This window comes from Cetobacterium sp. 2A (assembly GCF_014250685.1).
Lineage (GTDB): Bacteria > Fusobacteriota > Fusobacteriia > Fusobacteriales > Fusobacteriaceae > Cetobacterium.
The window spans coordinates 19,571-45,441 of sequence record NZ_JACFAJ010000003.1; the positions used below are offsets into that span (position 1 = coordinate 19,571).

Consider the following 25,871-nt stretch of genomic DNA (forward strand, 5'->3'; position numbering starts at 1 on the left):
TTACCTTTTTGACGCTTCAACTAAACTCTCTATGTCTGCATTTGTTATATAAACCATTTTCGCTTCTAGGTTTGTAGTTCTAGTTTCAACACTGCTAATTCTTGAAACTGCATTTCCTAAATTAGCATCTGTAGTTGCTATTTTTGTTAAAGCTAATGCTGAATCTGTTGAAGCCTTATTCCACTGCCCTCTTTCTGCTGCTGATATTATCTTTGTTGAATCTATCTGTAAAATACCATTTGCATCGACTGTAATTATAGATCCTGACTTTACCCCTCCGAGAACAGCTGAAGTTGCTTTTGGTAGAGTATAATTACTTAATCCAGCCAATTTAATAACCATTTCTTTAGTCATTAGTCCATTTGCTGTTGTTGTTGCAACACCTGGAAGCATTAATCCACCTAAATCTTGCCAAATTTTTGTATCTGATTCATAAATATAGAATGTATTTTCTCCTGTAGTAACAATACCAAACCAACCATCTTGAGGATTAGGAAGTGCTTTTAATGCTTCTAATGTAGGGAAACTACCTTTCCATGTGAGACCACTTGCTAGTGTATTTAAAGCTGAATCAAGCTGACTTTGACTTATCTTTGCATTCCATGTTGATTTCTCTGTATCACTTACAAATCTTTTAGCTGCATTTTCTATAACGTCAGTTGCTTGATGTGTATGAGCTAATCCAGCTTTCTTTTTTATATCTTCATATATTAAAGTCACTAACTCTTCTAGTTGTTCATATTTTAAAATAGCATTTGCATTTGCCATAATTTTATCCCCCTCTAATTTTATCAATTAAAATTCGTACTTGTGTCGAAGTTATTATGCAGTTATCTATATGATCTTTTACTTTTTCTGTATATTCCTCTAGTTCTCCTTTACCGTTTGCTATAACTTCATACAGCTCGTCAATAGTTCCTTTTATATCTTTTGCAATTAGTTCAGGAATATATTGATTTAAGAGTTCATAATCTTTTTTTTTACAACATAGAAGTAAATTTCTTCAGTTGCTTGTAAGATTGAATCTCCTTTTTTTTGAGTTAATCTTACAAAAACTTGACCTGGGACTTGAAGAACTTCATTAGGGATTTTAATTTTTACATTTTGTTGTAAATTAACTTTTTTTTGTACATAAAGTTTTTTTTCGTTTTCATTATAAAATGAGAGTTCCAGTTCAGATTCTGGAGTGAAATTTTCTATTTGAATATCTAAAATAGCAATATTCAAATCCCCTTCTAAGAATACTCCTCTTTCAAATTGCAACTCATTAATTCTCCAGGAAACTTTCATAATTTTTTCTAAATTCATACTACTATTCCCCCCTGAGATTATTTATTATCTCTTCAACTTCTGTAGTTGTCATTTTTGTAGTTTTTTCTGTTAAATCTTTTGTTAAAGTATCTTTTAATTTAAAAACAGCTTTAGCTGTAGAAAGCTTGTTTTCATCATCTTCTATTAAATTAGTTTTATTCAAATTAAAACCACTATTTTTAACTTCTATTTTTGGCTCTTTAGCATCTAATTCTCCCTGTATTTTTTTAGCATTTTCATCAATAATATCAAAGTTTTCATTCAATACTTCTATATCAGCTAAATTATCATAACCTGGTTTCTTTAATTTTAAAGTATCTGTTTGTTTCAAGTTATATTCCCTCCATTTTTAAAAGTTGTCCCCATGTAAATTTTTTGTAACTATCCCAAACTTTAGGTTTTACAACTCCCCATGGCCTATATTTGAATGTAAAATTTATTGGCAAATGTGCTGGTTTAGCTTCATTTATTGCTGATTTTAAAACTTCAACATCTCGTGGAATCCCTATAACTGACACAAAAGTTATTTCTATAACTGCATTTGTAAATAATATTGCTACCTCTCCATCTCTCCAGGAGTTAGCTATTGTTCGTAATAATTTTAAATCACATTTCCCAGATGTTTTCCATCTAGCTTCTATTTCTTCTCTTTTTCCATCAAGTGTTATACTCATAGTTTTATAATCCATTTGATTCTCTAAAATAGCAATTCCAAATGCTGTCATTGTATCGAACCAAAATTCAGTTCCTAACAACTCTGCTCTTTTTTCTAGGTTATCTAATTTTTCTCCAGCTACTCCTAAAATAGAATTAAGATATGGATCCTCTCTAAAAACTCTATGTAAATTATTTATAATTCCAATTTTATGCAACACTTAAATTCACGTTCCCTAGAACTGCCACTTCTTTTGTTCCTATGATTACATTTTCTTGTAATCCATTTATTGTGAAAGTTGTCCATTCTTGAATACCTTCAACATTAAGTATCCATGATGATAATATAGCGTATGAGACACTCTCTCTTTTAAATGCTATGTTCTTTAGATAAACTCTTACTTCTTGCTCTATAAGGGGCTTTAATTCTTCAAGATTATAACCATCTTTTAAAATAAGAGAACTTTCTATATTAACTATTTTTGCTGTTGCACTTATAACCGTACAGTAAGCCCCAATTGGTGCTTGTCCAGCTCCAGTACCCCAAGTCTCATTCTCATGACCTTTAGGATCTACATACTCTTGAACCCTATTTATCAATTCCTCATTAGCAATAACCTTATTATCATCGATTACTACCATCTGAACAGTATTGTTTCCATTCCATAAAGGAAAAACTCTAACATCTCCAACTCCAACAACTTCTCTTCCCCATTGCATATAATGATATACATTCCCTGAAGTAGCGGGTTTTTGAATCTCTATTAAATATCTTTCTCTTAAAGAGTCATCTGTTTCTTCATCATATCCGTCTATTAATTGATCCTTATTTGTAACTTTTGAAATTCCTTGAATTGTAATTGGAATAAGTGTTATAGAGTTTGCTCCAACATTTCCATTTGAACCAGCCTTCACTGCTTCTATATTTACAGTTCCTAGTGTGTTTATAGTAACTTGTTCTGTTGCCTTATATCTGTTCCCTGATTCTGTTTCAAAAAAATCTCCTACTTTTATAACTCCAGTTCCTTCAACTGTTAATACTCCTTTTGCTGGATTAGCTGCTTTCCTATATAATCCCTTTCTTTGCTCTACAAATCTTGTTAATTCTTGGCCAATTAAATTATATACGTCTAACTTTTTATAGTACTCTTCTAATTTTTTTTCAAACTTATGAGATTCTATAGCATATGTCCTTGTTAAATCCCTCGTAAAAGTTCCAATATCTTTTACATAATCATCTGAAATACTATTTAACATTTCTTGTTCTATTTCATCTATAGTAGGAACTTTATATGTTGTCACTCTATATACTCACCTCACTTGTTAAAGTCTCTCCACTTTTTAATATAACTGTTACCTCTATATTTAAAGAATTAAATCCATTTGTTGATTTAATATCTATTACTTCTTTAACCTCTTTTTTAGCTTGAATCTTTTCTTTTATTTCCCTTTCTAACTCCATTACTCCAAAAGGTGTACTAAATATACTATGCCCTCTTAAATTATATAAATCAGTCATTCCAAAACCAGTATCATCATAAACTCTATACTTTCCAGTTTGAGTTAATATCAATAATTCAATCCATTGTCTAACTTGTTCAATCTCACTTGCTTCTTTAGTTTTTCCATCAACTATGACTATTTTTTTTGTTTTAAAATCAAAAAGGATCTCTTTTTTCCCTTTATTTTTATTTTCTTCTTTTAGATCTAAACTTTCATTAAAACTAGGAAATATACTCATGGTTTCACCTTCCTATATTTGGAATCTATAAACCACTTTTGCCCTTTTTCTGTAGGAACAACTTTTACATAATCTCCAACTATTAAAGTATCTGTATTTATAATTGTTCCAACCGCTTTATATTTTCCAGTACCTTCTATAGTCCCATGTTTATGCTTATGAGGACCTGGACTAGCTTCTACACTGCTAGATGTTGATTCTATCGTAATCTCTGTTATATCGCCTTCTATATCAAACTCTCTTGTGTAATCGTTATATAATCTGTCATTCATATATAATTTATGAGGTAATAAAATAACTTGCCCATCATAAATTGAAATTTCTATTTCTGGAGGAGCTTTAATTACTCTACCAATGCAAGGTTCAAATTCAACTTCTTTATTTTCTCTTTGTTTCATCATTTTAACCATTTCTGTTTGATAATTCATTAATTCACCTCCAGCTCCAAACTACAAATATGATTACCTTTTGGAAAAGTATGAGTACAACTTTTTATTAAAAACTCATCTTTAATTCCGAACTCTTTAATTTCAATATCTAGTAACCTTCCAGCTCTTAAATCATCATTTCCTAGTGCATCAAGGCTTGAAGTAGTTAAGACTTTATTCAACTCTTTTAACTTCTGAGAAGCTATATTTCTAACTTTTGAAATATCATCTTTATCTGGATCAACCTCGATTACTTCTTGTAGCATTCCATATTTTTTTATACTCTCTTTATCTTCAGCTTTAGCATAGATACTTTCATCTTCTGAATCATTTGAAACAATAAGGACAATATTTTTCATATCTGCAATACTTTCAGTAAGAGCAGGCATCCCAAATATATTATTTGTTACTTGAACTTTTATTTTTTTATGACTTACCAAATTAAAAGTTGTATTCTCAATTTCTAGAATATATTTTTTCCCTGTTTCTTCATTAACGATTTTTAAAATGTCATCTATTATTTCTGCGACAGTATTATTTTTATATATCTTGTCAATTGATGTTGCTATTGCTTCTATTTTTCCTGTTTTAGCCCCTATACTTTTAAGCAAACTTTCTATACAAGAGGAGGCGTTCAAACTGTTAAATTGCTTTATAACCTTATTTTTATTCAAATAAAAATAGAAATCAAAACATTTTATTTCTTTTGAAAATTTTAATGTATCCATATCTACAATTATTCCTGTGAATAGGTTCCTCTCATTTTGAAATTTTATAATATCTCCAACTTTTATTGTTTCAGTTAAAATATAATTTGAATCTCCAAAGTTCCTAGGCATACTAAAATTAAATGAAGCTCCTAAAGTGTCTATACTTGTACTTAAAGAAATATTTCCAGCTATATTTGTTATATCTGTTACTATATCTCCTTGAATTAATTTTAATTTATGCACTATTTCCTCCAATTTTATTAGGATTTATATATTCCTGAATTGAAAGGGTATATTTTATATCTCCATTATGCTTTTTACTGTACCTAAAATCTGTTATTATGCACTCCATATTTTCCTGAATTGATAAGCTTGCAATTACTATCCTTAATGGTTTATTTCTGTGTCTTTTAAAGAAATCTATACATAGTGGGGCTAAGGTAACACTTCCAAGCCAACTATACAATTTAGAAGGAAAAAAGCTATCTATTGTCAATGTTTTCAAGCCATTTTCTCCCACTAAAGTTAAAATTTTTCCACTTGTAGTTTCAAAAGTTCCAGAATCCAAAGGAGATCCAAAATCAACATCAGGAGGAACATAAGGTAATTTAAATATCTCTCTATTATTATCTACTGAAAAATATATTTCCATACCCTTTAACACATAATTTGCTATCCTTGAAATCATTTGTTACCTCACCATATTTGATATATTTGGATTTGTTATTTTTACAAATGCTTCTGCTACTTTGTCCTTAAAGTCATCAAATCCGTATACATCTCCTTTTATAACTATTGTATATTGAGGAGTTGTATTTACTTTGGTAGAACTTTTTTCTTGGCTATATCTTTTATCTTGTCCAAAGTTAGGCTCTGGTTTATTAGAAACCTTTAAATCTGGAACATCCATATTTCCAATACCACCAGGAGTATTTGTTTTTACATTCCCAATAGTTTCTACTTTATTTTTTGAATTTTTAGTTTCATCAATAGTTATATCTATCTCTTTATCATTACTTCCAAAAATATTTTTAATAAATCCTACCATACTTTTTCCAACTTCCCTTATTTTCTCAAAATGTTGGATTACTAATAATAGTCCTGATATTAAAAGTCCGATTGGACCAGTTAAAGCAGCAAGAGCAAATGCAAAAGGTCCAAGAAAATCTAAAATTTCTTTTATCCATTTGAAAAAACTTTTAAACATATTTACAACTGAATCTATGTGTTGCCATAACAAATAACAAGCTGCTACAACTCCAGCTATAGCTATAACAATCCATCCCAAAGGTGTTAATGCTAGCGTTCCATTTAATATCCCCATTACTATAGAAACAGCTGTTAATATTGCTTTTAATACTACTAAAGCTTTAATAGTTAAATAAATACTTCCAACAAGTACTAAAATTGTTTCAATCAATACCCTATGTTCTTTTATAAAATCAAAGAGATCTGAAAAGAATGTAATCATATTTTCAACTGCTTTAGTTACTTTTTCAGCTATCTTGTCTATTGTTCCATCTTCTTGCCATCTATTTAAAACAGCCACAACTCTTTCTACCTGTTCTTTCAGCTTCATATAAAGACTGCCTTGCTTAATCGTTCCATCTTCAGTCATACCTACTATTTTAGCTAATGATGACTTTGTTACTCCAGTTACAGTTGACCATAACCCTTTCATTGTTTTAGCTTGTTTCTCGGCTCCTCCTGAAAATTTCTTTTGCATTTCAGCTTGTAAAATATCCTGTAACTTTGCCTCATCTTTTATTTGTCCTCTTTTATTAAAAACAATGTTTTTTCCATATTTTTTAGCTGCTGCTTCTATTAATTGTTCTTTCTTTATTCCGAACTCTTTCAGCCTTTCAAATTCACCCATTACACCATCTGCCATAGCTTCAGTTGCTTGATCTATTGATTTATTTGTTGCTCCAGCCATATCTGCAACATCTTTTAACCATCTTTTAGATGAAATTCCGTATGCTTCCATTTTAGCTGTAGATTCTACCACCTCTCCAGTTTCAAATGGTGTTGAGTTTGCAAATTTAATTGCGTTAGACATTAATTGTCCAGCTTTCTCAGTTGATTTTGTAGCTGTTTCAAGTTGCATCTTGTAACCTTCCATATTCATAGCTTCACCAAAGCCTTCTTTGACTGCAAATCCACTTACTACAGATGCAATTGCTACTGTTGCTTGTGCTGCTCTTTTTACAATACTATCCATAGTACTCATTGCTGATTTTCCCCATTCTTGAAGCTTTTTCTTACCTTCTTCAGTTCTTTTAGTAGTTTCAGCAATGGATTTAGCATATTCCCTTACTTTTGCTCTAGCAGTATTCAAACGTTCACTATTTTCTGTAATAACCTTTTCGTAGTCCACCATTACTTTTTTTGCTGTTTCAATTGCATCAGTATTTGATTCTTGAGCTTTTTCAAATCCATGAAGTTGACTTTTGGCAGTTTCTAATCGTTTGGTATAACTTGCTACTTGCTCCTCTGTCATTTTTGAACTTTGAGTATATTTTTCAGCTGCTAATTTAGTTTTTTCTATTTCTTTTGCATTATTAGAAAACTCCTTTGATAACTTATTTAGAGTTACTTTATCTCCTGTTTTCTGTGCTTCCTCTAGTGATTTTTTAGTAGCTTCCTGTGCCAATTTAAGCTCTTTCAGTTTTAGTTTTGTATCTTCTAAATTTTTTCTATAACCTTGAGCTTTATTATTTGATCCTGCAACTAAGTTGTCATACTTTTCAGTTTCCGCTTTTAATTTTTCTATTTGTTTAGAATTATGAGAATACTCTTTTGATAGATTTGCTATTGTTGCTTTTGCTGAATCTATATTCTTATTGGCATTTGCTATTGTTGCTTTTGCTGAATCTATATTCTTATTGGCATTTGCTATTGTTCCCTCATATTTTTTAAGCTGTTCTTTGGCTTTTTCTAAGTGGTTATTTGCAAGTTCTGTTGCTTTTGAAGCTGCTTTTAAAGGTCCTGAAAGATTGTCTCTCAAAGTTAATATTGTATTTATTACTCTGTTCCCTATTTCTTCTCACCTCCTAAAGCCTTTAAAAAAGCTTCCATCTTTTGATAATCATAAAGAGCTTTTTCTTCATTCATTTTTTCCATGCTTTGTTTAAAGAATACCTGGTCTTCATAATCAAGATTTAATAAATAATTTAATTTATGCCCTTTTTGTAGATAGTAAGAAACCCAAAATAGCTCTCCATACTTCTTACTACCTCCTATTAGTTTTTTATTGCTTCATTCACCTTCTCTTGAGTTTTAATTCCATCAAATATCCCACTCAATTTTTGAGCTAAATCATTAACTGCATTCATACCTAATATCTGAGTTGGAATTTCATACGGTGAAATTAATTTAAATCTATTTCTAACTTCTTTTGATTGCATAATTGGACAGCATCTATAAACAAGTTTTTCAGAAGCTTTTACTAATAATTTCATATCCACTTTTGAATTTTCTTTTTGCATTTTAAGTATAACTTTACTTTTTTCTTCCATTTCTAAAGTTTCGAAATCCTCTTCATTTTTTTCTTCCTCTTCAAATGTCTTCTCTGTTGTTATATCTATAGCTTTAACTGTGTCATCTAAATAATCTAATAGAACTCCTTCACGAGGTCTTACAAACTCAACTAATCCAAGTTCTGGTATTTCAATATGTGTTACCTTTATTTTTTTACTTTCATTCTCTTCAACTTTATTTAAAAATTCTTGTATTGTTATCGGTTGTTTTTTTTCCATATTCATCTCCTTTTTAAAAAGAAAGCTCCTACTAATAAGGAGCTTTTCTATTTTATTTCTCTTGTAACCATTCAAAAGATTCAGCCTGTCCTGAAAGCTCTATTTCTGCCACTTTATTTTTTTCAAAATCAATTAAAACTTCTTCATCAAATGTAACTCCATCTAATTTAAGTCTTTTAGTTACTTTTCCTGATATATTTGTATTTGCTAAAATTAATGCAATATCCTCACTTTCATTAAAAGCATCTAAATTTTCTGAACCTAAGAATTTAAATGTTCCTGAAAATTCAATTGTCTCTCCTACTTTTACCCTTACCGTTCCATCACCAATAGGAGCTGGAATTTCTTCATATTTATTTTTTCTTACAGCCTTAGATTTAGTTACAGTTACAACTTCCTCACCATTAACCCAAAGTTTTCCTTTATTTCCATTAAAATAGTCATTCTTTTTAGGATTTGCCATCTATTCCTCCTTCTTACATGAATATATCGAAGAAGAAATCTTCCATAATTCCTGTTATCTTTATACTTCCCTTTAAAAATACTTTTGTGGCAACTGTCATTTTCATAGCATATGCATCATCCCAGGAATTAACTGTTTCCTCTCCCCATTTTGGATAATTAGCTAATCTTTGAGATGCTATATCTACCATCGATTTATTATCAAAGTTAGGATCTAATATCTTATCTTTAGCTAAAGCTTTAAAATATCCATTGATTGATGAAATTAGTAACATTTGATTATCTAAAATATTTGGATACTTACCTTTATAACTATTGTTCCAAGCTTTATATATGTCACAATAAATTAAGTCCATTTTTTCAACTGTATTTATATGTGTCATTTCTTCAGTAACTCCTTCAGATATTGTCACAAGTGAATTTACAGCTCTAGCTACTCTTACTTCTCCTTCATCATTAAAAAGAATATGTTCTCCTTTTCCTATAACTACTTCTAGATCTTCTGGTTCAACTACACTTTTAAATTTTAAAGGCTTTGCTATCCCTGACATCATCATTGATAGTCCTGCATAAAAACCAAGTAAATATGAAAGTGCATACTCTCCATTCTTTAACCCTCTTTCATCAAAAAACTCTATCTTTTCATTAGTTTGATTAATAATGTGCATAGAGTCAGCAGCAGTAGCCTTATATACAATAGCTTTATATCTTTTTTTATTGTTTTTATTCTCTCCTTTAACAAAAGTAACTAAATCATTTTGTTTTTGTGCTGTAGATGTTTGAATTGCTATCCATGAATTACGAGGTATAATTCCTTTTATTTTATTTAATAAATCTGTTAATTCTCCATCTGTTCCTAATTTAAATACATAAAGAGCCAATGGTGTTCCTTCTAAAGCATCCTTAATAAATAGAATGTTTTCTGGGCTAAACATTTTCTGTTCATCACTTGTGAAATCACTTATTGTTACATATTTTTGTTTGTTATCTCCAACTGTCTCATCTTCAACTATTAAAACAGCATAGCCTTTTTCTCCTCTTGCTATCGCTGATACTCCTAAGCCTTTAAAAACTATTTCTAACTTAGGTAGTCCATTACTTGTCGCCATTAATTTCCTCCCCAAACTCTAATTCTTCAATATTGTGCTCGTATTCTCTCTCATATTCCTCTGCTATAAATACTTTAAACTCACAATGTAAAACTTTATCAACTTCAAATATCTTTACATCTGTTGCTTCTACAACTAAATCATCTGTTATATTAAAAGATTGTTCTTCTACAAAAGCTTTGTTTAAAATATCTCTCATTTTTAATAGATCCATTTGATTTTTTTTTAGATGTTTTGGAAAATATAGAATATCAAACTCTATTTCTCTTTCCTGGAACTTATCCATCAAATTTGAAGAATCTATATCTAACATATCTATAAAAAAGCAAGGTCTCTTAAAGCCTTCTTCTATATCTGAAGAGTTAATTTCTATATCTGGAGCAATTTTAGCCAGTTTAGATACTATTGAAGCCTGTATATCTATAAAACTTATCACCTTTCACCTACTTAAATTCATTTTTCATAAGAACATCATCTATAAAATTTTGAGTATCATTGTAAAACTCATCTTCAAAATCTTTTTGAGCTGTCATAAACACATGTTTACCTCTTTGAAATCCATGTTCTTTACCTGTTCTATCCTTTTTTATATATCCATATTCAATTAAATGAGCATGAGGAGCAGTAGAATAAGTCCTCACTGCTAATGCTCCTTTAAAATCATAAACTTTACCTCGTTTTATACTTTTTATATAATTTCCAGTAGATTCATTCACCCTACTTTTTGCCACACTCAATGTTTTATTCTTTAATTTGTTTCCGCTTTTTCTTAAAAATTCTTTTGAGTCTTTACCATTATTTATTGAGTTAGCTAATTTCATTAAATCCTTTGATAGTTTATCTAAGCTCATGCTGTCACTCCGTTTTTAGCTTTACCATTAGGTCTATAAAGCTATTCTTTTTAAAATCTGGATAAATGTATTCAATATCGTAAATCAAGCCCTTATAAACGATATGGTAATCTGCTTTAATATCTGTTTTCCTAATTCTTATTTTAAATCTTGTGTTATTGGCTGCTGTATCTCCTTCACCATTAACGATACTTCCAGATTGAAATTTTATCTCAGCCCATACTTTTTTTATTAATATATCCTCATAGCTTGTTCCCAATTTCCCTTTAATATTTTCTTTCTTATAGATGCCAATTCTATTTCTTAATCTACTGCTTAGATTAGACATTTAAATCACTATACTTTAATTTAGTATATAAAGATGAAAGAATGTTATTTGGTTTAAATTCAAGGTCTTGAGAGCCTCTATTTTCATATCTATCAGTTATAATTATCAACTGAGCTAACTCATAAGTTTTAAAAGAACCACCAGAGTCAAAAGTGACTCCAGTGGAATTTGCTATCTCTTCTTTACTAAATTCTATAAGCATTTCAATAAAATTATCTTCATCACTTTCATCTATTCTTAGATACTCTTTAGTTTTTGTTAAATCTATCATTTAACCACCTTATTTTTTCTTAGTATCCTTCTCTTCTACACTTTGTTTAAAAGCTACAGACGCTGTTCCTACTATTGGAATTTGACCAAATACAACTGCTGCTGAATCAAATTTCTTAACATCTAATCTCATAATAGCTCTCATATCTACTCTATTTTTCTTGAAAGCATCTCCGCCAACATCAGTTGATTTTAATTCAATTGTTTCTCTATCAAATAATACAATTGCTTCTGTTAATGACCCAATTATTAGCGGAGCTTTTTTCTCTGTTGTTCCTGTTGTTTTCAATGTTCTATTTGATAAAACAAAAATCTCTTTTCCATTTAACATCTTCTTAGTTGGATTTTTAGGGTCTTTTTCTAACAAGTAATTACCTTGTGAATCTTTAAGTTTATTTAAGTAGTTAAATCCATCTTGATTAGTTATTACTTTAGCTAGTGCTGAAATAGATGGATCTAATGTAACATCCATTATATCTTTTACATCGTCAATAGTTTCAACTTGGACTTTTGTTAATGTATTAAGGATTGCAATTATCAAAGAATTTTCTGTTGCAACAGCTTTTTTAGCTAACCATTTATTTAGATAACTTCTTAAATTAGCTGTTTGATCTTGTAGTAAAGTTCTTGGAATAGGTAAAATTCCACCATAATTTTTTATTGCATATGTCACAGGTATAAATTTAGGTGCACTTGTTTCTTTAATTCCTTCCTCACCTGTTTCTGTAAACTCTTCAAGTGGAGTATGCTCTGCATCTTGCTCTAATACTCTAGACCCAGTCGTTGTTCTTACTTGTTCAACTGTTACTAATCCTCTTAAAGCTGTATATGTTCTTTTTAATTCATTAATTTCTGTTTGTTGGTCTACTGGTATTAAACATCCACCATCAGCTTCAACTCCTGAATTTAAGTTTCTTGCTTCTAAGACCTCTATATCATCTGCATTTGCTCTTCCCCTTAAAGTATTATAGAAGGCTTCCTCATATCTTGCATTTGAGTCTGTATTATCTCCATCTAAATTGCCTCTTCCTAATTGCTGTCCATTTCTATTATTTACTTCAGTTCCTGAATTTTCTAATTCTTTTTGTAAATTAATTTTAGCTTGAAGCTCTGATATTCTATTTGTAACCTCTTTTATTTCGGACTCTGTTATCCCTTCCCTCTCCATAGTATTTTTCGCTTCTGATTTTAGATTGAACATCTCTTGTTGTAACTGTTGTAATTTTGTCATTATGACCTCCTATAAGTTTATTAATAAATTTAATTTTGCTTTTGCTAACTCAATTTCGGAACTTCCAAAATCTTCTTGACTCTCAGGATTTTTATCTTTAACTTTTATGTTATTCATTAAAAGATTTTGGGGTAATTTATAATTCTTATATAGTTCTCCATCTAAATAAGCTGCTATATCAACTGACTCTGTTAAAGTCACATTGAAATAATCTTGAGCTGTAAAACCATCAAACCATGTCTCAGCTTTCATAAGTTCTAAAAATTCATCAAAGGTTTTATTTTCTTTTGCTTTTGTCATATAAGCATTTGCTATCGTGGTATCAAACCTCTCATATAAATTAGCTTGCTCTCTTAAATCATCAGCATTACCTATTGCAAACCCCCATGCTTTATGAATCATCAAATAAGCATTCTCAGGAACTATAATCTCATCTCCCGCCATAGCTATAACTGAGGCTATTGAAGCTGCATACCCTTCTACAAAAACTCTTTTATGACCTTTATGTCTTACTAACATGTTGTATATTGCTATTCCTGCAAATACACTTCCACCTGGTGAATTAATATAAATATCTAAAGCATCATTTTCTCCAATTTCATTTAATAACTCATTCACATCAGAGGGTATAACATCACTATTTGACCATCTACTTGATGCAATTTCCCCAAAAATAATAAGATCCACTGCATTTTCAGTTTTATTTTTTACTTCTAATTTGCCTTTATCTAAATTTAGTATTGGCATCTATTCACCCCCCTTTATATACTGTGTTCCTATATTTTCTAAATTGATTGTAGAACCATTACCTAATAGAGTATCTCCACCTTCTATATATGGAAGATTTAAATCTTCTCGCACCTCATTTGGTGTCATAGCAAAATTAGTCAAGTATTTACTATAAACTTCAGCTTGGGTTTTATTATCCATTTTGAAGAGAATTTTTTCATTAATTTCTAATCTATATCCTTTATCAATATCCCTTTCACTTAACAATTTATATGTTATTTCTTGTTCATACGCTTTAAATAATGGTTGAAGTGTATTTACATAGAAATCTACTTGTTGAGTTTCAGAGTTACTATATGATGATTTTGTATAATCATTTATTATGTTTGGCTTTATTCCAAATGCAGCTGCTAATTGTAATGCTGACACTTTATTATTCTCAAAGAATTGTGCATCTGCTAGCTTCATATCTAGTAATTGAGCTTGCATCCCAAGTGGAATTGGAATAAACTTTCCTGACCCTTGAGTTTTTGAGAAATTTTCAAGTTTTAAAGCTATCTTAGCCTCCGCTCCTTGTTTCAATTCTCCTGTATAATGAACTAAAACTTTAGATCCAAACATATTATTTTTATATAATTTATTTAAAAATCCGATAGAATTTTTACCACTACTTATTTGAGTTTTTAAAATATCTCTTATTGGAATTCCTGAAAGTCCATCAAAACTAATATGTGTTTTAAAATGTATAATCTCATCCATTTCAAAGCTATATTGCTTTCCACTTCTGCTATCTGTCCAAACATACCAAAGAGCATTTAATCTACCAAAAATACCCTTATTATCTATCCAAATCTTTACTTGATTGCTTGGAAGTACCCAAAGATACTTAGGAAATCCATTTCTGTCTGCTTCTATATATATATAGGCATTTCCATGATGTAATTTATTTAGTTCAACTGTTCCCCAAAATGTTGCAGAACTTATATATGGGTTAGGTCTAAGATTTAAAAGGGTTTCCATTTTAGAATTTATAATCTTTTCTTTCCCCTTTTTTTCTGTTAAAACTCTAAGTTCCCAGGGCATTTTTGACATTGTATCTGATAAATGTTTTAAACAAATATAATAAATTGTTTCTGATAAATCACTACTATTATCAATGTTATCTATATTAATTCCATAACCACCTAAAAAATCTCCAAGCTCTTCAAGAGTAAGTCCTTCTTTTTTTTCTGTTTTCATCATATTTTTTATTTTTTCAACTATTTTCATTATTCACCCCCTCCATATAATTTATCTAGGTAGTTATCTTCTGCATATTGAGTAATATCAAATTCAAATTCATGATACATAGCTAGTTTAAATGAACATAATAGTGCATCAACGGGATCTATTCTTTTTCGTGAAGCATCCTTATCTATTTTTATTAATCCATTATTTTGCTTTATTACAGTATTTCCCATAGCATAATTTAGAAGAGGGTTATACACATATATAATATTTCCTGAATATACCTGTTCTCTAAAGCCTTGTGTGCTTTCATTTAGAGACTTATGTGATTGAAATACCTCTGTTACCTCATATCCTTGCACTTCCAAATCCATCATTATCTTAGAAGCATTTGCGGGATCAAAGCAAAGATGCCTTATTTCCCAATTGTTTTCTTCACAAGTTTTTATTACATATTGCATAACTTGTTCTTGGTCTACGATAGGGGTATTTGTTATTGTTAAAAATCCTAACTCTTCCCATGTATCATAAGGAACTTTATCGACTAATTTTCTCTCCATTAATTTATCTCTATTTGGAATAAAGGAGTGACTAAAAATTATATATTTTGCTATTCCATCATCCATTATAGGAAGTATAAATGATACACTTGTTAAATCTATCTTGGCAGACATGTCAAATCCTACATACACAGCTCTATTTCTTATTTCATATGGTAATTCCTTAACTTGACACTTCTTCCATTTTTCCATATCTATATATCCTAAATCTTTAGCTTGAACCCAAATATTTAAGATTTTTGTTTTAAATGAAATCATCTTTTCAGGAACGCTTTTAGCAACTTCATAATCAGATGTTATCTTTTCTATCCCCTCTTTGTATGTTGCTCTAAGAGGATTCGCTTTTTTCCAAGTTCTTATATCTCCTATTTCATCACCTTTATCAGCTTCACAAATATCTACAAAATACTCACTATTTTCTATATCTAAATTTGGATTTAACAATTCTGAGCAATATTTATATTCCTCTCTATAGCAAGGAACATTTAAATCTATTCCTGCTGTTGTTATTATTAACAATAATGACTCTTTAGAGTTACTTCCTAGTGCTAGATCATAGAATTCTGTTGTTGCATGTTGATGGTATTCATCTAAAACCAATGCAGCAGGATTAGTTCCATCTCCTGTTTTTCCATCTTGCTTAGATAATGGCTTTAAAAATGATGTTGTTTTTATGTGAACTATTTTATCTCTTGTTATTTTGAATTTTGGAGATAAAGAACTCCCAGTAAGCATATTTTGACACTCTGAAAATAGTAATTTTGATTGTTCTCTTTTTGTTCCTGCACAAAATGTTTCTGCTATCTCATTATTTCTTGTTGCCACTACAGATATTTCATACAGCATACATCCAGCTTGCATTTGAGTTTTGGCATTTTTCCTTCCAACCTCTATAAATGCTTTCTTAAATCTTCTATACCCATCTTTTCTTTTCCAAGCATATATTTGACAAACTATAAACTTTTGCCAAGTTGTTAGCATTATTGGAGTTCCTGCTAATACACCTTTTGAATGGTTAAGGTATGTAAACCATTTAACAATTCGTTGAGCTTCCTCTTCATCCCAAATGAACTTCTTTTCTTCAACATCTTTTAAAAAACGTTTACAAGCCCATATATGCTTTTGTCCACTTGGTATTACTCCGTCTATACAATCTTTTGAATATTGTACAAGCTCACTTTTAGTACTCATTAAACATCTCCAAACTCTTTATCTAGTTTTTCATCTATTATTGTAATTATTCCAGAGCCAGCTTTTAATCTTGATTCCATAGTTAATCCTAACAAAGAACCATACCTTTTCATTTCATCTGAATACTTCAGTTCTAAGCTTACAAGTGGATTTATTTCCTCTACAATCATTACGTCTGTTTTTAGATTTGTTACAATAGATGCATACCTAGCAAAAGCATTGCAATAAGCTCCCAAATTATTATAATCTAAGTTGCTTATCATAGATTTTTTATTAAACTGCTCTACAAGTCTTACCCATTCTTTTGTTGCTATCTCGTTTACCAGCCAATCTGGAGGGATTTTAAGTTGTTCATTTCCTACAAAAACCGATTCTTGCTCTAACTTTTTTATTTTTATCTCTTCCTGAGTTAAATGTTTTGTTTGTACTTCAAGTGGTTTTCTAATTTTTGACACCTCCATTTTTTATTTTCAAAAAACTTCTCAAAGGGAAATTTGCGAAAAGTATTGGAAGGATGCGGTATTGGGCTGTGACCCTAAAACTTTTTCATATACCCCTACCTTCAGTCTCTACTTCCCACACCTGAATAAACTCTCTTATTTCTTTAATTGTCCCTGTTTGATTTGATTCATACAATTTATGTATCTCTCTATGAGCTTCGTCACTTAGATAAACAAGGTTAGATAATAAAGATCCTTTTAATTTATCTTCTGATAACGGAACTATATGATGAGCTGTTGTTCCTGTCACAACTCTTTTATGTTTGTATAAGCTCCAAAGACATAGATTACTAAATCTGTTCTTACAGGCTTCTCTTAGTCTCTTCCACTCTTTACTATTATAAAAACTTTGATGCTCTCTTTGACACTTATCGTATATCCTATTTGATTCAGTCCTTGTTTTCTTATTACATCCATTTGGACACCCTTTAAGATTATAAGAATACACTTTCCTACATCTCGGACATATTCTATTCATCTACAACAACTCCATAAGCTTTTGCCTTTTTCTCTTTTGTTTTCAATTCTATTTTTTTTAATTTTAAATCTACTAAATCCTCATCTAGTTTTATTACTCTTTCTTTCTCATCTGATAGTATCTGTTCTTTATATGCTTCATATCTTACTAACTTAATCTTGTAGTCAATCTCTTCCTCTGGAGACATTATAGAGTAAAGTTCTTTAGCAAATCGATAACCATCTCTGTGAGTAGCTATTCTAGTTTTTAAAGCATCTTCTCTCCCTTTGTTTGTAGGTCTTTCTTTTTTTCTTTCTAACTCGATTAAGTAAGCTAAGGTTGATTTATGAAGATTTTTATAATGACCCTTTATCTCTTCTTTCTCTTCCAAGTGACTCTCTATATCTTTCTCAACTTCCTTCAAGTAGAGCAGAGATGAGTTTATTCCTTTTACCCACTTTTCTTTACTAGATATGTTCCTTAATGTGCCATAGGATAATCTAAATTCATAGGCTAACTCTTTTAGATCTTCTCCATACTCGAATCTTTTTCTTATCTCTTTTTTTATTGTAGTAGAAACTTTATTTATCATTGCTATGACACACCTCCTATAAAAAGAATTAGTTAAGTAATAAAAATGTCATTTATATTGGCTATTTAGTTAATAAGGAAAAATCACTACAATTACTTCTTTGAATATTCTCTACAACCTGTCTATTTCCAAAGTATTTAAGCTTGTTTTTACGCATCAAAGATTTAACCACTATTTGAAACTAGTGGTTAAAAATAAATTCCATCAAATAATTCAGTTTTTCTAAATTATTGTGATTGGAATAATTCTTTAATATTGTTTTTATTTCTCTTGTTTTATGTGGTTTATCATGTTTATCAACAAGCTCTATCAGAAGAGTATAATCAAATATCCAGCAATTTTCTTCTAGATGTCTATAGACTCCTCTTTTCGCTTTCTTTCCTAACTCTTTTCCAAATTTATTAGATTTTTTAAAAGCTAGAAACTCTTTCTCTAAATTAATCTTTATAATACTTTCTAAGTGTTTTATCCCCTCTTCTAAGAGCTTTCTCTTGGTATTCTCTATGAAGATTCCATCTATAAGCTCAAAGCTCCCTAAAATCGAATTCAAGCTATTATCTTTTCCTTTTTTATTGGTATAATATGAAAAGGTTCTATTTAAAAACTTCCATTCTAATCTTGTTATATCTAACTCCAAATCTAGTTTTTTAGATTCCTCTGTTTTATCATAAGCAGTAACTAGAGTAGCTCCATAATTCCCTAGAAGAGTCTCATCTTGAAACATCAATCTATAGCTTTTATTTCTAGTGCATCTACTTATCTTTTTAAAGTGTGGGACCGATATAAAAAGAAGTTTTAATGCTTCTTGAACATCTAGGAAAGCTTTATTAAAATTAAGATTTATTTCAATATCTTTTATTTTCGCTTGTGCCAACTCTATGTCTATTCCCTTTTCTGAAAGTTCTTTTACTAATATTAAAAGAGCTGCTTCCAACTCTATTTCTCTTGAATTATAAATATTATGTCCACTCAAAATCTTATTAGGATTAAATCTCAAATTTTTAAAATACGTTTCTTTTCCACTTGTGTATAATCGTGTAGTGCTATCCAAGGTATAACTTGGTTCTTCTAAATAGAACTTTTCTTGATAGAACTCTTCTGTTACTTGTTCTGTTATATATAGATTACTATTGTAGCTAATTTCAAAGTTATATAGAGTTAACCAATCTATACCTATTCTAAATATCTTACTGGTATCTAAATTCACATTTATATACCTCCATTCTGCCAACCCCTTTCCCGAACCTTCCTGTAATTTACACATTGGTTCATCCATATTTTGTTACTAACTAAATGTAGTATTTTCATATTTTTCTATTTGCTCTAAAAGTTGTTTCATTAAATTTATGTCTCTTTTTAAATCTTCCAGAGTATTTTTTTCATAAAAATACTCTTTTTTTCTTAAAAATAATAAATGTATTTTTTTTTCATCAAGTATTTCTAAATTTTGAGATACTTTTTTACTAATCTTTTTTATTTGAAGAATACTGTGACTTAATGCCTCTATTTTTATAACTTTCATAAATACCTCCCTATAGATTACTAATAATCTTAGAGTAGGAAATTTCTTTTCCATCTCTTATTAAAATCACATCTTCTTTTCCTGAGTTTACATATCTTTTTACTATCACATCCATATATCTCGGGTCTAACTCTAACGATCTATTTTTTCTCTCTAATTGATCACAAGCCATCATAGTTGAACCTGAACCACCAAATAAGTCTAAAACAATATCTCCTTTTTTAGAACTATTCGTAATTGCCCTTCCTGGAACTTCTACTGGCTTAGTTGTGGGGTGTAACTCTGACTTTTTAGGTCTTACAATATCCCAAACATCACATTGTTTTCTATCTTTGACTGGATGAAGTCTAGGTGACCCTTCTAACCATCCATACCAAATAGGCTCATATCTTGTATGGTAGTCTTTCCTTGAAATGACAAAACAGTCTTTATTCCAAATAATAGTAGATGACCAATGATAATTATTTTGAGATAAGGTTAACATCATATTTCCCCATTCTTGACCTGACATCACAACATAAGTAGGACAACCTTCCTTTGAGAATTCAGCCATTCTCGAAAATACATCAAACATAAACTTCTTAAAATCATCTGTTCCCATAAAATCATTTAGTATTGTTCTTGGTTTATATCCTTGAGGGTTATCCTTTTTTACTGCTCCATAATTTACATTCCAAGGTGGGTCTGTAAATACTAAGTCAGCTTTATCTGTTAACATTACTTTTCTTAAATCTTCAACCTTTGTACTATCTCCACAAAGCAACCTATGATTACCTAGCACATATAAGTCACCAAGTTTACTATATGGTTCTTTTTCTAAGTTTACTTCTGGAGGGTCATCCTCTTTAAACTCATCAATTTTTATATCCAAACCTTCAATCTCAAATTCCTTTAGCTCCTCTATTTCAAAACCAGTTAAAGCTAAATCTTCATTGCTAACTTCTATAGCTTTTAATTCCAATTTTAATTTTTCTAAGTTAAATCCAGTATTCATAGTTAATTTATTGTGAGCTATTATATATTGTTTTTTCTGTATCACAGTCAAATGATCTAATTTTATTGTCTCTACCTCTTCAATTCCTAGTTGTTGAAGTGCAATATATCTACCATGACCTTCTATAATTGTATTATTCTCATCTATTGCTATTGGATCATTAAAACCAAACTCTTTAATGCTTGCTTTTATTTGGTCTATTTGTTCTTGAGGATGCTCTTTAGCATTATTTATATATGGTGTTATTTGTGTTAATTTTAGTTTTTCTATTTTCATATGATCTCTCAAAGCTCATTTTTTTCTAAGTGTTCTAATAACTGAATGATAGAATCTACTGTTTTATCCATTAATGAGATTAATTCATCAAAACTTTTAACACTATCTAAAAAAAATGGCTCTAGCAAAATGGCAACTGGTTTAGTTTTGTTAAGTATTGACCCACCTCTATCGGCTTGTTTCGTAGCTTTTATTCCTCTATTGTTTAATTCTAAATGTTTTACGAGTATATCCTGAGCTACTGAAGCTAATCTCTTGCCCTTGCTCGAAGTATGAGCATAAAGCACTTCTGTTCCTTGTGAGATCCCGTTAGATGCATTAAAATGGCAACTAATTAGTATATCTGCATTAAGACTATTGATTTCACTTACAAGGTCTTTATAGTCATTTCTGGCCTTAGCTACTAAATCTATATTTATGAGTCTCTCTTTTTTAAATATCTCTGCTACAATCCATGTAGTAAGATCAAACTCATTAATTGTTTTTCCTTCAAGATTGACATGGCATCCCTTATCTTTAAAGTTATGACCAGCTAGTAAAATCACTCTTTTCATTTTCCCTCCTAAATTTTTACAAAAAATAAAGGAGCCAAGAGCAACCTCGCGGTAAACCCTTGACTCCTTAATTGAGTCCTATCAGCTATTTATTTTATATTTTTAATATACTCTCAAAATTTTTTTATGTCAATAAAATTATTTGAAATCATATCCAAAAGAATCAGTTTTATTTAAAAAAATATTTTTAATTTCATCAAAATTTGCATAATTTCCATAAACTGAGATATAAATATCTCCACAAAATCCTTTGAACGATATAGTATACTCACCCGAAGCACTATAGCTAGCCATATACATTACTCCTCCGTTTTTAGAGATGAATACTTTAAAGTCATCTTTACTTTGTAGATACTTTTTTTCTCTTTGCATTTTAATATTTTTTTCATTTTCATTTGCAAAGTTAGCAATATATGTTTCTCCAATTACTTTTCCTGAACTATTTAAAATATCTGAAGAATCAATAACCTCTATCCCAAAAATAATTGAAGTTATCATTAAAAATAATATTATCATTTTTTTCATAACATATCCCCCTGTAATCTATACGATTGATATGTTTATAATATATCTTTCTTTTAAAATTGTCAAATTTCATATTTAGATTCGATCCCACATTGACAAACAATTTTGTATATGGAACCATTCATCGAAATTTTATTTGCTTTCTTATTTGAAATAAAATATCCAGCTTCATTTTTTTCAACTAAAAAAGCCCCGCATTTTTTACATTTATATCTTACTCCCACTCTTATTCTCAGCATTTATAGTATCTCCTTATAATTTAAACTGTGTTCTGATAATCTTGCTAAATTAGATGTTCTCAACAAATACTTTTGCAATATATATCCCATCTATCAAATCGTTTTCAATATCTATTACATCATAATTTTTTGATACTGAAATTAATTTATTTTCATATTTAGATAAACTTTCTTCGCTTATTATTAGTATCTCCAATGATCCTCCCATTTTTAATAAAATCTGAACAAACTGGATGTTCATAACAATTTTTTATATACCTATTTTTATAATTCTTAAATCTTTTGCATCTCGAAAAGTATTTACAGCTTCCACATGAAAATGGTAATTTTTTTATTGCTAAGTCTAAAAAATGTTTAGCTAGAAACAAAATGAAAATTGAAATTATAATAATTATCAAATCAATCATTCTTCCAACAACCTTATTTTTAATTTTGCTGAAATAAGTTGACTTTCTATCAAACGATTTCTAGATTCGACAGATTTTAATTTGAAATTTTGGAAAATAATAATTGATACACTTATTAAAAATATTGTAAACATTAACTAAATCCTCCCCGAGTTTAATTCTTTTATTAAATCATATTTAATTTTATTATCTGCCAGCAATAGTGCAAAAGGTTCAAAAGAGTTATGTATTCTTGCAATAGCTAGAGCTTTAGCTTTTATTAAGTTCTGCTCATCTTGTGATAGTTTTGAAAATATTATATCCAGTATTTCTCTTTCTTCAACTTGATGTTGTTTTGTGTCCTCAACAATGGTATTTGTTGTTACTGGTTTCTCTTTTGTTATAGTCTCAACGGCTTTAATTTCTTTTTGTTCTTTAAAAGTTTTTACTTTATATTTCGATTGTCTATCGCCATTCATAATTTTTTTACTAAATGCTCCAGATAAATTTTTTATGTCTGGATTAACTTTTAAATTGTCATAAGTTTCTATCAAATAATCGTTTACTTGTTCTTTACTAAGAGTCTTTAATAATTTTGAAACACTTTTTTGATTCGTTAATGTAAAATTTATATTTAATTCTTTAAACAAGTTCTCAAAAAAATCATGTTCATGAATCATGATATTGTTATTGAGTCTTGTTATAGTCTTGTTAGTGTCACATTCTATGTTACTAGTTTGTGCATCAAATGTTACTGCTTTATTGCAATTTTTGTCAGTGGTGTCATTTTTTGTGGTCTCATTTTTTGACACTACTTTTATATTCTTTAAAAAGTATCGATTACTCTTTCCTTGTTCTCTTTTCACCTCAATCATATTTTTTAACTCTAGACTATTAATATATTTTCTGATAGTTCTTTTGTCTTTAACTCCAGTTTTTAAACAAAGCGTTTCTTCGCTTGGAAAGGATTCGCTAGTATGATTATTAGCATGTCTAGCTAAAACTACATATAGCAATCTTTCCATAGGTTCTAAATCAATTCTATCAACAATTTCATTTTCTAGCCAAAACCAGTCCGTAGATCTTTTGTCCCTCATTTTATCCTCCTAATGGAGAAAATAGACTGCCAAGTACTATCTCTCCTTCTTTATTTAATTGTTACCCTCAACTATTAGATAGTGATAGTACTTGGCTATTAGTTAAGGGTACCAATTAAATGCCTACCGAGGTAAGCTTTAAGATTTTTTCTTTATAACTAGCTCATATCCTAAATCTGAAAGTATTTCAGTAGCAGCATTTAACCCAATGCTTTGATTTTGATTTATCATTCCTGATATCATCTTGTTAAAATATGTGTATGATCTATTTGTTTTTATTGCAAATTTTCTACGACTTTTGAACTGTCTTCTTATTTCTGTATCTATAAAGAAACCTAGTTCTGATATTTTCAAAATATCACCTCACATTTATAACGTTATTTGTATATAATATAACGTTATTTGTATACAAAGTCAACAAAAAAAATGAAGAGAATTCAATCTCTTCATAATATACCTCCATAAAATTAGCTCCGTTCCCATATTTTAAATCTATCTAAAACTTTATTTTAGATAGATTTCTGCTTAGCAATCTAGTTACTACTCCCAAACATTTTATATTACCATCATCATCAAATGGAGGATAAATATCATTTAATGCAAAGAATTTAGGCTTGTAATCAACAATCATAACTTTTCTAACATATCTGATTCCATCTTTTTCAATTACAATAATTTTTTTGTTAAGTTCTTGCCAAGTGTCATCAGACTCCTCAATTAAGAGAGTATCTTCATCGTAAAACAAAGGTTCCAGTTCACTTCCTGTAATCTCTATACAGTAAGCATTCTTTTTTAATTGTATTCCCATAGGTATGATCATCTCCTTAGTTTTCATTTCCTGGAGCAATGACCCATCCCCTGTAGAGTTTAATACATACACTTTGAACTTCTGAACTTTTAAAGCGGGCGAAGAAACTGTAAGGCTATCATTTTTATAGACAAGCTTTTCAAGTATTGTATTTGGAAGCTTTTCTTCTAGATAAGATAGTGTCAACTCATCTGCATCTAAGTCATAAACTGAAATTAATTTATTATATAATTTTTCAGATATTGGAGAGATTCCTTTTTCGACTTTATCTATATACGAATGAGAAACGTCCAGCTTATCTGCTAGAGTATATAAACTGTCCTTGCGTATCTTTCTTACCTTTTTTAATGTTTCACCAAATCCCATTTCATCACCCTTTCTTTTTAGTATTTACTTACATGATAACTTATTTTTTAAAAAAATAACAACTTTTTTGTTGACAATATAACGTAAAAAGTATATATTAATCTTATAACGTTATAACGTTATATAGTTTTTACGTAATTATATACTGTTTTATATATTCTGTATTTAATAAATAAAATAATTTTAATTTTCCAGGGGGATTTATGAGGACAAAAAGACAAGGACTTGAAATTCAGGTTGAAGAAATTTTTAAACAGTTTTACAAAGATAAAATAGTTAAAGAAAAAGTGAATAGCTTTATTATATCAGAGGATGAAATTAGAGGAATGTTAACAACAGATCCGCAAGAAAAATGATGGGAATTTCTTCAGCAGTGAACTTCAACATCAAATATTTTGGAAGTTTCTAAAAAAAAGAAGATAAACAAGTTTTAGTTTTTGTTAAATTAGAAAATTTTATGGGGGTTGAATAATGAGACCTTCAAGTATTGTAGATGATGCTCTAGGGTTGACGATGGGGACTACTGGAGTCCTCTTTGAAATCCATGAAACGGTTGGTATAGATTATGAAATAGACGCCTTGGATGATAAGAGAAGAGAAATATACATAACAAACATGAAAGAATCTATTGAAAGATTAGAAAAATTTGCAATTCAATTTAAAGATAAAACTTTTACAAATTGGGTTAAAAGATACATTAGTTTTTTAAAAATCGACTTAGAAAAACAATTATACTATGAAGAATTATCAGATAAGCTAAGAGATAAACTTTTTAAAAATGTTAAAGAGAGAAAAGAACAACTTCAAAATGAAAATAGAAGATTTGAGAATTTATTATTCGAAAAAAATTATAATAAATTAGGTTTAAGATGAATAAAAATACAAAAAATAAAAAAAGGCTCTATTGCTAGAACCGATACGCAAATCAATTTTAGCATAAGCCTCGATAAAATGTCAAGGGGTGAATAAAATGGCAATAAAGTTTATAGGAAATG

Annotated in this window: 37 protein-coding genes; 2 read left to right on the forward strand and 35 right to left on the reverse strand. The window is 29.5% G+C overall.

Features of this window, described 5'->3' with window-relative positions; translation table 11 throughout:
* The 35 genes from H3N56_RS02100 to H3N56_RS02270 form a co-directional block, all read right to left on the reverse strand.
* A complete protein-coding gene (locus H3N56_RS02100) occupies positions 1 to 768 on the reverse strand; it encodes a hypothetical protein (protein ID WP_185879658.1) in 768 nt (255 codons plus the stop codon).
* A 189-nt stretch (positions 769 to 957) separates the two neighbouring features.
* On the reverse strand, positions 958 to 1,308 hold the full coding sequence (locus H3N56_RS02105) for a hypothetical protein (protein WP_185879659.1): 351 nt from the start codon (positions 1,306 to 1,308) through the stop codon (positions 958 to 960).
* 4 nt (positions 1,309 to 1,312) lie between these two features.
* Positions 1,313 to 1,642 carry a hypothetical protein gene (locus tag H3N56_RS02110; protein ID WP_185879660.1) on the reverse strand — a complete coding sequence of 110 codons (330 nt, stop codon included), beginning with the start codon at positions 1,640 to 1,642 and terminating at the stop codon, positions 1,313 to 1,315.
* 1 nt (position 1,643) lies between these two features.
* Positions 1,644 to 2,186, reverse strand: coding sequence for a putative phage tail protein (locus H3N56_RS02115; RefSeq protein WP_185879661.1), 543 nt, complete (start codon positions 2,184 to 2,186; stop codon positions 1,644 to 1,646).
* Positions 2,176 to 3,267: a baseplate J/gp47 family protein gene (locus H3N56_RS02120; RefSeq protein WP_370521041.1), complete on the reverse strand. Its 1,092-nt coding sequence runs from the start codon at positions 3,265 to 3,267 to the stop codon at positions 2,176 to 2,178. Before H3N56_RS02120 ends, H3N56_RS02115 begins: the two co-directional genes overlap by 11 nt.
* 1 nt (position 3,268) lies before the next feature.
* Positions 3,269 to 3,706 (reverse strand): DUF2634 domain-containing protein, encoded by a 438-nt coding sequence (locus H3N56_RS02125; RefSeq protein WP_185879662.1) that lies wholly within the window; start codon positions 3,704 to 3,706, stop codon positions 3,269 to 3,271.
* Complete coding sequence (locus H3N56_RS02130; RefSeq protein WP_185879663.1) at positions 3,703 to 4,134, reverse strand: DUF2577 family protein; 432 nt, start codon at positions 4,132 to 4,134, stop codon at positions 3,703 to 3,705. The genes H3N56_RS02125 and H3N56_RS02130 overlap by 4 nt, the downstream gene beginning before the upstream one ends.
* The gene (locus tag H3N56_RS02135) at positions 4,134 to 5,087 is read right to left on the reverse strand and encodes a hypothetical protein (RefSeq protein ID WP_185879664.1); all 954 of its coding nucleotides are present in this window, start codon (positions 5,085 to 5,087) and stop codon (positions 4,134 to 4,136) included. The genes H3N56_RS02130 and H3N56_RS02135 overlap by 1 nt, the downstream gene beginning before the upstream one ends.
* Entirely contained in the window at positions 5,080 to 5,532 is a 453-nt protein-coding gene (locus H3N56_RS02140) for a hypothetical protein (RefSeq protein ID WP_185879665.1), read from the reverse strand. Before H3N56_RS02140 ends, H3N56_RS02135 begins: the two co-directional genes overlap by 8 nt.
* Positions 5,533 to 5,535: 3 nt before the next feature.
* Positions 5,536 to 7,851, reverse strand: a complete 2,316-nt coding sequence (locus H3N56_RS02145; RefSeq protein ID WP_185879666.1) for a hypothetical protein — start codon at positions 7,849 to 7,851, stop codon at positions 5,536 to 5,538.
* A gap of 235 nt (positions 7,852 to 8,086) precedes the next feature.
* On the reverse strand, positions 8,087 to 8,602 hold the full coding sequence (locus H3N56_RS02150; RefSeq protein WP_185879667.1) for a hypothetical protein: 516 nt from the start codon (positions 8,600 to 8,602) through the stop codon (positions 8,087 to 8,089).
* A 52-nt stretch (positions 8,603 to 8,654) separates the two neighbouring features.
* Positions 8,655 to 9,065 (reverse strand): phage tail tube protein, encoded by a 411-nt coding sequence (locus H3N56_RS02155; RefSeq protein ID WP_185879668.1) that lies wholly within the window; start codon positions 9,063 to 9,065, stop codon positions 8,655 to 8,657.
* A gap of 13 nt (positions 9,066 to 9,078) precedes the next feature.
* Complete coding sequence (locus H3N56_RS02160) at positions 9,079 to 10,173, reverse strand: phage tail sheath C-terminal domain-containing protein (protein ID WP_185879688.1); 1,095 nt, start codon at positions 10,171 to 10,173, stop codon at positions 9,079 to 9,081.
* On the reverse strand, positions 10,160 to 10,609 hold the full coding sequence (locus H3N56_RS02165; RefSeq protein WP_185879669.1) for a DUF6838 family protein: 450 nt from the start codon (positions 10,607 to 10,609) through the stop codon (positions 10,160 to 10,162). Before H3N56_RS02165 ends, H3N56_RS02160 begins: the two co-directional genes overlap by 14 nt.
* Before the next feature lie 7 nt (positions 10,610 to 10,616).
* Positions 10,617 to 11,024 carry an HK97 gp10 family phage protein gene (locus H3N56_RS02170; protein WP_185879670.1) on the reverse strand — a complete coding sequence of 136 codons (408 nt, stop codon included), beginning with the start codon at positions 11,022 to 11,024 and terminating at the stop codon, positions 10,617 to 10,619.
* A gap of 4 nt (positions 11,025 to 11,028) precedes the next feature.
* Positions 11,029 to 11,352 carry a phage head closure protein gene (locus H3N56_RS02175; protein WP_185879671.1) on the reverse strand — a complete coding sequence of 108 codons (324 nt, stop codon included), beginning with the start codon at positions 11,350 to 11,352 and terminating at the stop codon, positions 11,029 to 11,031.
* Positions 11,345 to 11,623 carry a head-tail connector protein gene (locus H3N56_RS02180; RefSeq protein WP_185879672.1) on the reverse strand — a complete coding sequence of 93 codons (279 nt, stop codon included), beginning with the start codon at positions 11,621 to 11,623 and terminating at the stop codon, positions 11,345 to 11,347. The genes H3N56_RS02175 and H3N56_RS02180 overlap by 8 nt, the downstream gene beginning before the upstream one ends.
* Before the next feature lie 9 nt (positions 11,624 to 11,632).
* Complete coding sequence (locus H3N56_RS02185; protein WP_185879673.1) at positions 11,633 to 12,853, reverse strand: phage major capsid protein; 1,221 nt, start codon at positions 12,851 to 12,853, stop codon at positions 11,633 to 11,635.
* 9 nt (positions 12,854 to 12,862) lie between these two features.
* On the reverse strand, positions 12,863 to 13,600 hold the full coding sequence (locus tag H3N56_RS02190) for a head maturation protease, ClpP-related (RefSeq protein ID WP_185879674.1): 738 nt from the start codon (positions 13,598 to 13,600) through the stop codon (positions 12,863 to 12,865).
* Positions 13,601 to 14,851, reverse strand: a complete 1,251-nt coding sequence (locus H3N56_RS02195) for a phage portal protein (RefSeq protein ID WP_185879689.1) — start codon at positions 14,849 to 14,851, stop codon at positions 13,601 to 13,603.
* A complete protein-coding gene (locus H3N56_RS02200) occupies positions 14,851 to 16,560 on the reverse strand; it encodes a terminase large subunit (protein ID WP_185879675.1) in 1,710 nt (569 codons plus the stop codon). Before H3N56_RS02200 ends, H3N56_RS02195 begins: the two co-directional genes overlap by 1 nt.
* Positions 16,560 to 17,021 (reverse strand): P27 family phage terminase small subunit, encoded by a 462-nt coding sequence (locus H3N56_RS02205; RefSeq protein WP_185879676.1) that lies wholly within the window; start codon positions 17,019 to 17,021, stop codon positions 16,560 to 16,562. Before H3N56_RS02205 ends, H3N56_RS02200 begins: the two co-directional genes overlap by 1 nt.
* 85 nt (positions 17,022 to 17,106) lie before the next feature.
* A complete protein-coding gene (locus H3N56_RS02210; protein WP_185879677.1) occupies positions 17,107 to 17,538 on the reverse strand; it encodes a hypothetical protein in 432 nt (143 codons plus the stop codon).
* A complete protein-coding gene (locus H3N56_RS02215) occupies positions 17,531 to 18,109 on the reverse strand; it encodes a hypothetical protein (protein ID WP_185879690.1) in 579 nt (192 codons plus the stop codon). The genes H3N56_RS02210 and H3N56_RS02215 overlap by 8 nt, the downstream gene beginning before the upstream one ends.
* 181 nt (positions 18,110 to 18,290) lie before the next feature.
* Positions 18,291 to 19,373, reverse strand: coding sequence for a hypothetical protein (locus H3N56_RS02220; RefSeq protein WP_185879679.1), 1,083 nt, complete (start codon positions 19,371 to 19,373; stop codon positions 18,291 to 18,293).
* Positions 19,374 to 19,394: 21 nt separating this feature from the next.
* The gene (locus H3N56_RS02225) at positions 19,395 to 19,631 is read right to left on the reverse strand and encodes a hypothetical protein (RefSeq protein WP_185879691.1); all 237 of its coding nucleotides are present in this window, start codon (positions 19,629 to 19,631) and stop codon (positions 19,395 to 19,397) included.
* A gap of 10 nt (positions 19,632 to 19,641) precedes the next feature.
* Positions 19,642 to 20,901, reverse strand: a complete 1,260-nt coding sequence (locus tag H3N56_RS02230) for a site-specific DNA-methyltransferase (protein ID WP_185879692.1) — start codon at positions 20,899 to 20,901, stop codon at positions 19,642 to 19,644.
* An 8-nt stretch (positions 20,902 to 20,909) separates the two neighbouring features.
* Positions 20,910 to 21,455, reverse strand: a complete 546-nt coding sequence (locus tag H3N56_RS02235) for an N-acetylmuramoyl-L-alanine amidase (protein ID WP_185879693.1) — start codon at positions 21,453 to 21,455, stop codon at positions 20,910 to 20,912.
* Positions 21,456 to 21,593: 138 nt separating this feature from the next.
* Positions 21,594 to 21,980, reverse strand: coding sequence for a hypothetical protein (locus H3N56_RS02240; protein ID WP_185879694.1), 387 nt, complete (start codon positions 21,978 to 21,980; stop codon positions 21,594 to 21,596).
* A 62-nt stretch (positions 21,981 to 22,042) separates the two neighbouring features.
* The gene (locus tag H3N56_RS02245) at positions 22,043 to 22,219 is read right to left on the reverse strand and encodes a hypothetical protein (protein WP_185879695.1); all 177 of its coding nucleotides are present in this window, start codon (positions 22,217 to 22,219) and stop codon (positions 22,043 to 22,045) included.
* 49 nt (positions 22,220 to 22,268) lie between these two features.
* Positions 22,269 to 22,415, reverse strand: a complete 147-nt coding sequence (locus H3N56_RS02250) for a hypothetical protein (RefSeq protein ID WP_185879696.1) — start codon at positions 22,413 to 22,415, stop codon at positions 22,269 to 22,271.
* 207 nt (positions 22,416 to 22,622) lie between these two features.
* Entirely contained in the window at positions 22,623 to 22,760 is a 138-nt protein-coding gene (locus H3N56_RS02255) for a hypothetical protein (protein ID WP_185879697.1), read from the reverse strand.
* A gap of 3 nt (positions 22,761 to 22,763) precedes the next feature.
* Positions 22,764 to 23,702, reverse strand: coding sequence for a helix-turn-helix domain-containing protein (locus H3N56_RS02260; RefSeq protein ID WP_185879698.1), 939 nt, complete (start codon positions 23,700 to 23,702; stop codon positions 22,764 to 22,766).
* Between the two features lie 138 nt (positions 23,703 to 23,840).
* Positions 23,841 to 24,056, reverse strand: coding sequence for a hypothetical protein (locus H3N56_RS02265; protein WP_185879699.1), 216 nt, complete (start codon positions 24,054 to 24,056; stop codon positions 23,841 to 23,843).
* A 142-nt stretch (positions 24,057 to 24,198) separates the two neighbouring features.
* The gene (locus tag H3N56_RS02270) at positions 24,199 to 24,876 is read right to left on the reverse strand and encodes a S24 family peptidase (RefSeq protein WP_185879700.1); all 678 of its coding nucleotides are present in this window, start codon (positions 24,874 to 24,876) and stop codon (positions 24,199 to 24,201) included.
* A gap of 203 nt (positions 24,877 to 25,079) precedes the next feature.
* Between H3N56_RS02270 and H3N56_RS02275 the strand changes: the two genes are divergently transcribed.
* Both H3N56_RS02275 and H3N56_RS02280 read left to right on the forward strand, forming a co-directional pair.
* On the forward strand, positions 25,080 to 25,232 hold the full coding sequence (locus H3N56_RS02275; RefSeq protein ID WP_185879701.1) for a hypothetical protein: 153 nt from the start codon (positions 25,080 to 25,082) through the stop codon (positions 25,230 to 25,232).
* A 115-nt stretch (positions 25,233 to 25,347) separates the two neighbouring features.
* Positions 25,348 to 25,749, forward strand: a complete 402-nt coding sequence (locus H3N56_RS02280) for a hypothetical protein (RefSeq protein ID WP_185879702.1) — start codon at positions 25,348 to 25,350, stop codon at positions 25,747 to 25,749.
* Positions 25,750 to 25,871: the final 122 nt, after the last annotated feature.

Coding starts and splice junctions, on each gene's coding strand:
- H3N56_RS02220 (WP_185879679.1), bottom strand. CDS start 19,373: ATGTGTAAATTACAGGAAGGTTCGGGAAAGGGGTTGGCAGAATGGAGG.
- H3N56_RS02100 (WP_185879658.1), bottom strand. CDS start 768: ATGGCAAATGCAAATGCTATTTTAAAATATGAACAACTAGAAGAGTTA.
- H3N56_RS02235 (WP_185879693.1), bottom strand. CDS start 21,455: ATGAAAAGAGTGATTTTACTAGCTGGTCATAACTTTAAAGATAAGGGA.
- H3N56_RS02270 (WP_185879700.1), bottom strand. CDS start 24,876: ATGGGATTTGGTGAAACATTAAAAAAGGTAAGAAAGATACGCAAGGAC.
- H3N56_RS02125 (WP_185879662.1), bottom strand. CDS start 3,706: ATGAGTATATTTCCTAGTTTTAATGAAAGTTTAGATCTAAAAGAAGAA.
- H3N56_RS02200 (WP_185879675.1), bottom strand. CDS start 16,560: ATGAGTACTAAAAGTGAGCTTGTACAATATTCAAAAGATTGTATAGAC.
- H3N56_RS02195 (WP_185879689.1), bottom strand. CDS start 14,851: ATGAAAATAGTTGAAAAAATAAAAAATATGATGAAAACAGAAAAAAAA.
- H3N56_RS02215 (WP_185879690.1), bottom strand. CDS start 18,109: ATGATAAATAAAGTTTCTACTACAATAAAAAAAGAGATAAGAAAAAGA.
- H3N56_RS02245 (WP_185879695.1), bottom strand. CDS start 22,219: ATGCTGAGAATAAGAGTGGGAGTAAGATATAAATGTAAAAAATGCGGG.
- H3N56_RS02210 (WP_185879677.1), bottom strand. CDS start 17,538: ATGAATAGAATATGTCCGAGATGTAGGAAAGTGTATTCTTATAATCTT.
- H3N56_RS02160 (WP_185879688.1), bottom strand. CDS start 10,173: ATGGCGACAAGTAATGGACTACCTAAGTTAGAAATAGTTTTTAAAGGC.
- H3N56_RS02275 (WP_185879701.1), top strand. CDS start 25,080: ATGAGGACAAAAAGACAAGGACTTGAAATTCAGGTTGAAGAAATTTTT.
- H3N56_RS02240 (WP_185879694.1), bottom strand. CDS start 21,980: ATGAAAAAAATGATAATATTATTTTTAATGATAACTTCAATTATTTTT.
- H3N56_RS02225 (WP_185879691.1), bottom strand. CDS start 19,631: ATGAAAGTTATAAAAATAGAGGCATTAAGTCACAGTATTCTTCAAATA.
- H3N56_RS02230 (WP_185879692.1), bottom strand. CDS start 20,901: ATGAAAATAGAAAAACTAAAATTAACACAAATAACACCATATATAAAT.
- H3N56_RS02205 (WP_185879676.1), bottom strand. CDS start 17,021: ATGGAGGTGTCAAAAATTAGAAAACCACTTGAAGTACAAACAAAACAT.
- H3N56_RS02190 (WP_185879674.1), bottom strand. CDS start 13,600: ATGCCAATACTAAATTTAGATAAAGGCAAATTAGAAGTAAAAAATAAA.
- H3N56_RS02140 (WP_185879665.1), bottom strand. CDS start 5,532: ATGATTTCAAGGATAGCAAATTATGTGTTAAAGGGTATGGAAATATAT.
- H3N56_RS02185 (WP_185879673.1), bottom strand. CDS start 12,853: ATGACAAAATTACAACAGTTACAACAAGAGATGTTCAATCTAAAATCA.
- H3N56_RS02260 (WP_185879698.1), bottom strand. CDS start 23,702: ATGAGGGACAAAAGATCTACGGACTGGTTTTGGCTAGAAAATGAAATT.
- H3N56_RS02105 (WP_185879659.1), bottom strand. CDS start 1,308: ATGAATTTAGAAAAAATTATGAAAGTTTCCTGGAGAATTAATGAGTTG.
- H3N56_RS02150 (WP_185879667.1), bottom strand. CDS start 8,602: ATGGAAAAAAAACAACCGATAACAATACAAGAATTTTTAAATAAAGTT.
- H3N56_RS02180 (WP_185879672.1), bottom strand. CDS start 11,623: ATGATAGATTTAACAAAAACTAAAGAGTATCTAAGAATAGATGAAAGT.
- H3N56_RS02280 (WP_185879702.1), top strand. CDS start 25,348: ATGAGACCTTCAAGTATTGTAGATGATGCTCTAGGGTTGACGATGGGG.
- H3N56_RS02130 (WP_185879663.1), bottom strand. CDS start 4,134: ATGAATTATCAAACAGAAATGGTTAAAATGATGAAACAAAGAGAAAAT.
- H3N56_RS02155 (WP_185879668.1), bottom strand. CDS start 9,065: ATGGCAAATCCTAAAAAGAATGACTATTTTAATGGAAATAAAGGAAAA.
- H3N56_RS02175 (WP_185879671.1), bottom strand. CDS start 11,352: ATGTCTAATCTAAGCAGTAGATTAAGAAATAGAATTGGCATCTATAAG.
- H3N56_RS02255 (WP_185879697.1), bottom strand. CDS start 22,760: ATGTTTACAATATTTTTAATAAGTGTATCAATTATTATTTTCCAAAAT.
- H3N56_RS02170 (WP_185879670.1), bottom strand. CDS start 11,024: ATGAGCTTAGATAAACTATCAAAGGATTTAATGAAATTAGCTAACTCA.